Source organism: Telluria sp. Soil_C_11 (assembly GCF_057657395.1).
Map to the genome: position 1 here is coordinate 1 of NZ_JBDGIN010000037.1, position 5,781 is coordinate 5,781.

The following is a 5,781-nucleotide window of genomic DNA, read 5'->3' on the forward strand; positions in this document are numbered from 1 at the left end:
CTGAGCCCTGTTCAGTACAGGACCCAGGCCTTGGCTGCCTAGCGAACTTAACCGTCCAACTTTATGGGGTCAGTTCAAAAAGCCGCTCTTCCGGGCGGCTTTTTCACATCTGAATACCACGCTGCGTGACGGTGAATTCCAATACTCCAAGAAGCACTGCCGTCTATGTCGACGGCTACAACCTCTACTACGGCCGACTTCGCGGTACGCCGTTCAAATGGCTGGATCTCGTCAAGCTTTTCGACGATCTGCTCGCGCGGCGCGACCAGAACGAGAAGCTGGAGCGGGTACATCTCTTCACTGCGCCGGCGCTCGCCACATTCGCCAGTCACGGCAACGCGTCAGTCGAAGCCCAGTCCGCTTATCATCGAACGCTGCAGACGAAATATGGCGACCGCTTCGAAACGATTTACGGTACTCACTCATTCGACAGGAGCGGTACGCTTTTGCCCATCTATATGGCGGATCAGCCATTCGACAGGACGAATCGAACGCGGGTGTGGAAGCTGGAAGAAAAGAAAACCGACGTGAATCTTGCATTACGCATGTATCGCGATGCCTGCAAAGGACTTTATGATCGGATCATTCTGGTATCGAACGATAGTGACGCCGAGCCGGCTCTCGAAGCATTGCATGCCGACTTCCCACATATCGTGAGGGGTGTCGTCATGCCGATTCGACCTGTCGTCTCCGGCATACCGGCGCATCGCCGGCCGAGCGGCTCATTAGCCAAGCAGGCGGATTGGACGCTAACGCATCTGACCGACGAATTGCTTGGCACGGCACAGTTACCAGCAATCGTCCCCACCAGGAAGAAACCGATTCGCAAGCCAGGCCACTGGTAACTTCTCATCAATAGCATTAAACCAGCGCATGCCCCTGCAAGCGCGTCAGGATCGCCAGCGGACTCGATTCCTTGTCGTACTGCTGCATCGGCGACAGCTGCGCCGTGTATTCCATCATGTACTGCCCCGACATCACCGAGTGCGACGCCTGGTCCGAGAAGCACACCCAGGCGCAGCCGGGCGGGAAGCCGAAGGTGACTTGCGGCGCGTTCTTCTGGTAGTCGAGGTCGGCCTTCATGCCGTCGTGCAGCTGCAGCATCAGGTGGTCGTACTCGCTGCGCAGCGACTTGGTCACGTGCAGCGCGTTGAGAAGCCTGGCCTGCCAGGCCACGTAGGGCTTGGCGCGCGGCAGGAAGCGTTTTGCCACATCCTCGAACGGCTCGCCCACGCGCCACACGCGCGGCTGGCCTTCCAGGTTCACGTTGGTGAACACGCGCAGAAGGCGTTCGCCGCGGTTCGGGCGCGACGGGAAGGCGTCGACGTGCAGGCGGCGGTCGTCGGCGCGCCAGGACTGCACCCGGGTCTCGACCTTCGAAGGACGGAAGCTCACCGATCCGCGGCGCAGGTGTTCGCTGTAGCGCGGCACCAGGTTGCCCAGCAGCCCCTCGGCCTGGGCGCGGAAGCGGCCGACCATGCCGGCCATCAGGGCCTGGGTGGCCTCGTCGCCGACCGCGCCTTTCAGCTTGCCGCTCGGGTCGAGGCTGATGTTGCGGGTCTTGGGGTCGCGGATATCCTCGCGAAACAGCGCCAGCTCTTCCTTCTGCGGCGCGAAGCCATGCTCGGCGAAGTTCGGGAAGTACAGCACCTTCCCCGCCTCCAGCGCGGCGATCCAGGCCGGATTGCCGTGGCCGACCTCCATCATGTCGATCTCGACGATCTGGTTTTCCATCGTTGTTCTTCCCAATTCCTAGTCTTGTTCGAGTGCCAGCGGCTTCGAGCCCAGGTCTTCGTCCTGCCTTGCCAGCTGCCGGTCCCACATCTGTTTATAGAGTCCGTTCTGCGCGATCAGCTGTCCGTGCGTGCCGCGTTCGACGATGCGGCCATGGTCGAGCACCAGGATCTGGTGGGCGTCGGCGATGGTCGACAGCCGGTGCGCGATCACCAGCGTGGTGCGCTGCTTCGCGATTTCCTTCAGCTGCGCCTGGATCGCCTGTTCCGACTTGGAGTCCAGCGCCGACGTCGCTTCGTCGAAGATCAGGATCGCCGGATTCTTCAGCAGCGTGCGCGCGATCGCGACCCGTTGCTTCTCGCCGCCGGACAGCTTCAGGCCGCGCTCACCCACCATTGTCGCATAGCCGTCGGGCAGGCTTTCGATGAAGTCGTGGATCGAGGCCGCGCGCGCCGCCGCCACGATGTCCTCGCGGCTGGCGCCGGGGCGGCCGTAGGCGATGTTGTATTCGATGGTGTCGTTGAACAGCACCGTATCCTGTGGCACGATGCCGATCGCGTGACGCAGCGAGTCCTGGGTCACGTGGCGGATGTCCTGGCCGTCGATGCTGATCGCGCCCTGCTGCACGTCGTAGAAGCGGAACAGCAGGCGCGACAGGGTCGACTTGCCCGAGCCGCTGTGGCCGACCACGGCGGTGGTGGTGCCGGCCGGGATGGTGAAGTCGACGTCGAACAGGATCTGGCGCTTCGGGTCGTAGTGGAACTCGACGTGCGAGAACGCGACCCTGGCGCCATGCGTGACGAGCGGTTTCGCATCGGGCGCATCCGCCACTTCGCGGTGCTGCTCCAGCAATCCGAACAGGCGCTCCATGTCGGCCAGGCTCTGCTTGATCTCGCGGTAGATCACGCCGAGGAAGTTGAGCGGGATGTACAGCTGCAGCATGAACGAGTTCACCAGCACCAGGTCGCCCAGGCTCATGGTCCTGTCGATCACGCCCTGCGTCGCGCGCCACAGGATGGCGGTGACGGCGGCGGCGATGATCAGCGACTGGCCGCTGTTCAGGAAAGAAAGCGAGGTCTGCGAACGCACCGCGGCGCGCTCGTAGCTCTGCAGGCCTTCGTCGTAGCGCCTGGCTTCGTAGTCTTCGTTGCCGAAGTATTTCACGGTCTCGAAGTTGATCAGCGAATCGATGGCCTTGGTGTTGGCCTTCGAATCGAGCTCGTTCATCGTGCGCCGGAAATGCGTGCGCCACTCGGTGACGACGATGGTGAAGGTGATGTAGGTGACCAGCGCCACGGCGGTGATGATCGAGAACCACTTGTCGTAGTGGAGCACCAGGTAGCCCAGCACCAGCGTGATCTCGACCAGGGTCGGCAGGATCGAGAACAGCGAATACGACACCAGGGAATTCACGCCGCGCGTGCCGCGTTCGATGTCGCGCGTCATGCCGCCGGTCTGGCGGTTCAGGTGGAAGCGCAGCGACAGCGCATGCAGGTGGCGGAACACCTTCAGCGCGATGGTGCGCACCGCGCGCTGGGTGACGCGGGCGAACAGGAATTCGCGCAGCTCGGTGAACAGCGTGGTCGAGAAGCGCAGCGCGCCGTAGGCGATGAGGGCGCCGAGCGGCAGCACCAGCAGCGCGTACGGGTGCGAGGGCGTGATGCTGAGGCTATCGACGATATTCTTGAGCACCAGCGGCACGCCGATGTTCGCCACCTTCGCGCCGATCAGGCACAGCAGCGCAGCCATCACGCGCCATTTGTAGACCCACAGGTAGGGCAGCAAGGTGCCGAGGGTCGCCCAGTCGTTGCGGCGGGCAGCCGGATCGGCCGCGGGCGGCAGGGATGAGTTCGGTGAAGAGCGTCGCATGACAGGGATTCTTTATTTATGGTTCAATTCGGGACGATTGTAGCTTTTACCGAGATTTCAAGATGACCCAGCCAGAAAACCAGACCCCATCCACTACCCGCCTGCCTGAAGGAAAGATGCCGGTGCTGCGGATGATGCCTGCCCCGTCCGATGCCAACGTCTACGGGGACGTGTTCGGCGGCTGGATCATGGCCCAGGTCGACGTGGCCGGCTCGCTGCCGGCGGTGCGCCGCGCAAACGGCCGCGTGGCCACCATCGCCGTGAATTCCTTCCTGTTCAAGAACCCGGTGTTCGTCGGCGACCTGCTGTCCTTCTATGCCGACGTGGTCAAGGTCGGCAATACCTCGATCACCGTCTACGTCGAAGTCTACGCCGAGCGTAACCGCCTGCAGACCAATGTCGTGAAAGTCACCGAGGCGACGCTGACCTACGTGGCCACCGGCCCGGACCGCAAGCCGCGCCAGCTGCCGCCGCTCGAATCCCTGATCGCCGAATAAGTTTTCCAACGATGGAGCCGCGCCGCCGCCTGTTCCTGCTGGATGCGGCGCGCCTCGCCGCGGCCTTGACTGCCGCCGGCCCATCCGTACTGCGCGCGGCGCCGTCGAACGCGGCCGGCTATCCCTTCAGCCTCGGCGTGGCATCGGGCTCGCCGCTGCAGGACTCCGTGATCCTGTGGACCCGGGTTTTGGCCGATCCTCTGCGCGATTCGCTGGACGCCAATTCCGCGCCCAGGCTGGCGGTGCCGCTGCGCTGGGAAGTCGCGCAGGACGAAGCCTTCCGCAACATCGCCGCGCGCGGCAGCGCCATCGCGACGCCGGAGCTGGCGCACAGCGTGCGCGTGAACGTCACCGGCCTGCAGCCGGGGCGCTGGTACTGGTACCGCTTCATGCTGGGCGACGCCGTCAGCCCGGTCGGCCGCACCCGCACGGCGCCGGCCGCGAACGCCATGCCCGGCCTGCTGAAGCTGGCCGTGGCCTCCTGCCAGCACTGGGAATTCGGCAGCTATGCGGCGCACCGCTACATCGCCGAGGCCGCGCCCGACCTGGTCGCCTTCCTCGGCGACTACATCTACGAATGGGGCGCCTTCCACCTGCAGCATCCGCAGCGCGCGGTGCGCCAGAACGAATCCTTCACGCTCGAGAGCTACCGCCAGCGCTACGCCCAGTACAAGACCGACCCGGACCTGCAGGCCGCCCACCTGGCCGCGCCCTGGATCGTGACCTGGGACGACCACGAAGTCGCCAACGACTACGCTGGCGACCGCGACGAACGGCTGTCGCCGGATTTCATCGCGCGCCGCGCGGCCGCCTACCAAGCCTTCTACGAACACATGCCGCTGCGCCTGCCGCCGCCGCGGAACTTCGCCAGCGTGCGCATGTTCCAGCGCTATGACTGGGGCCGGCTGGCGCGCTTCCACGTGCTGGACGACCGCCAGTACCGCGCGGTGCAAGCCTGTTCGCGCAAGGGCCTGGGCGGCTCGAATTCGGTGGGGCCGCGCATCTGCCCTGTCCTGCTGGAGCCGTCGCGCAGCATGCTGGGCCTGGAGCAGGAAGCCTGGCTCGAAGACGGCCTGGCGTCGTCGAAGGCGCGCTGGAACATCCTGGCCCAGCAGACCCTGATGGCGCAGTCGAGCCAGGTGCCGGTCAGCGAACCGGATGGCGGCCGCTTCTGGACCGATGGCTGGGACGGTTATCCGGCCGCACGGCGGCGCCTGTTCGATACCCTGCTGCGCACGCAGGCCAGTAACCCGCTGGTGCTGGGCGGGGACGTCCACACCTTCTACGCCAGCGAGCTGCGGCGGGATTTCGGCAGGCCCGAATCGAAGGACAACCCGGTCATCGCCACCGAGTTCGTCGGCACCTCCGTCACCTCGAGCTCGCGCCCGCAGCAGCGCACCTCGCAATACGTGGCGATGAATCCGCACATCCGGTACGGGCGCAGCGACAGGCGCGGCTACATGCTGATGGCGATTACGCCGAAGGAGACGCGGGTCCAGTTCATGGGGCTGGATGAGGTGCGGGATCCGAAGACCGCTCAGCGGGAGCTGGCGGCGTTCAGGGTGGAGGATGGGGTAGCGGGGGTGGACATGACGAACATATGACCGTCGTCCCCGCCTGCGCGCACTGCTGTCCGGGATAATTAAGGAAGAGCAGCTACTGAAGAGAAGTAAGTAGCTGA

Annotated in this window: 5 protein-coding genes; 3 read left to right on the forward strand and 2 right to left on the reverse strand. The window is 64.6% G+C overall.

Features of this window, described 5'->3' with window-relative positions; translation table 11 throughout:
- Positions 1-125: 125 nt before the first annotated feature.
- A complete protein-coding gene (locus tag AC3A6M_RS24615; protein ID WP_487855322.1) occupies positions 126-845 on the forward strand; it encodes an NYN domain-containing protein in 720 nt (239 codons plus the stop codon).
- 16 nt (positions 846-861) lie between these two features.
- On the opposite strand, the gene kdoO is transcribed toward AC3A6M_RS24615, so the two are convergent.
- Together kdoO and AC3A6M_RS24625 are read right to left on the reverse strand one after the other, a co-directional pair.
- Complete coding sequence (gene kdoO, locus AC3A6M_RS24620) at positions 862-1,734, reverse strand: Kdo hydroxylase KdoO (protein ID WP_487855323.1); 873 nt, start codon at positions 1,732-1,734, stop codon at positions 862-864.
- 18 nt (positions 1,735-1,752) lie between these two features.
- A complete protein-coding gene (locus AC3A6M_RS24625; RefSeq protein WP_487855324.1) occupies positions 1,753-3,603 on the reverse strand; it encodes an ABCB family ABC transporter ATP-binding protein/permease in 1,851 nt (616 codons plus the stop codon).
- A 62-nt stretch (positions 3,604-3,665) separates the two neighbouring features.
- Between AC3A6M_RS24625 and AC3A6M_RS24630 the strand changes: the two genes are divergently transcribed.
- Positions 3,666-4,100 carry an acyl-CoA thioesterase gene (locus tag AC3A6M_RS24630; RefSeq protein WP_487855325.1) on the forward strand — a complete coding sequence of 145 codons (435 nt, stop codon included), beginning with the start codon at positions 3,666-3,668 and terminating at the stop codon, positions 4,098-4,100.
- A gap of 11 nt (positions 4,101-4,111) precedes the next feature.
- Positions 4,112-5,704, forward strand: a complete 1,593-nt coding sequence (locus AC3A6M_RS24635) for an alkaline phosphatase D family protein (protein WP_487855326.1) — start codon at positions 4,112-4,114, stop codon at positions 5,702-5,704.
- Positions 5,705-5,781: the final 77 nt, after the last annotated feature.

Coding starts and splice junctions, on each gene's coding strand:
- kdoO (WP_487855323.1), bottom strand. CDS start 1,734: ATGGAAAACCAGATCGTCGAGATCGACATGATGGAGGTCGGCCACGGC.
- AC3A6M_RS24630 (WP_487855325.1), top strand. CDS start 3,666: ATGACCCAGCCAGAAAACCAGACCCCATCCACTACCCGCCTGCCTGAA.
- AC3A6M_RS24625 (WP_487855324.1), bottom strand. CDS start 3,603: ATGCGACGCTCTTCACCGAACTCATCCCTGCCGCCCGCGGCCGATCCG.
- AC3A6M_RS24635 (WP_487855326.1), top strand. CDS start 4,112: ATGGAGCCGCGCCGCCGCCTGTTCCTGCTGGATGCGGCGCGCCTCGCC.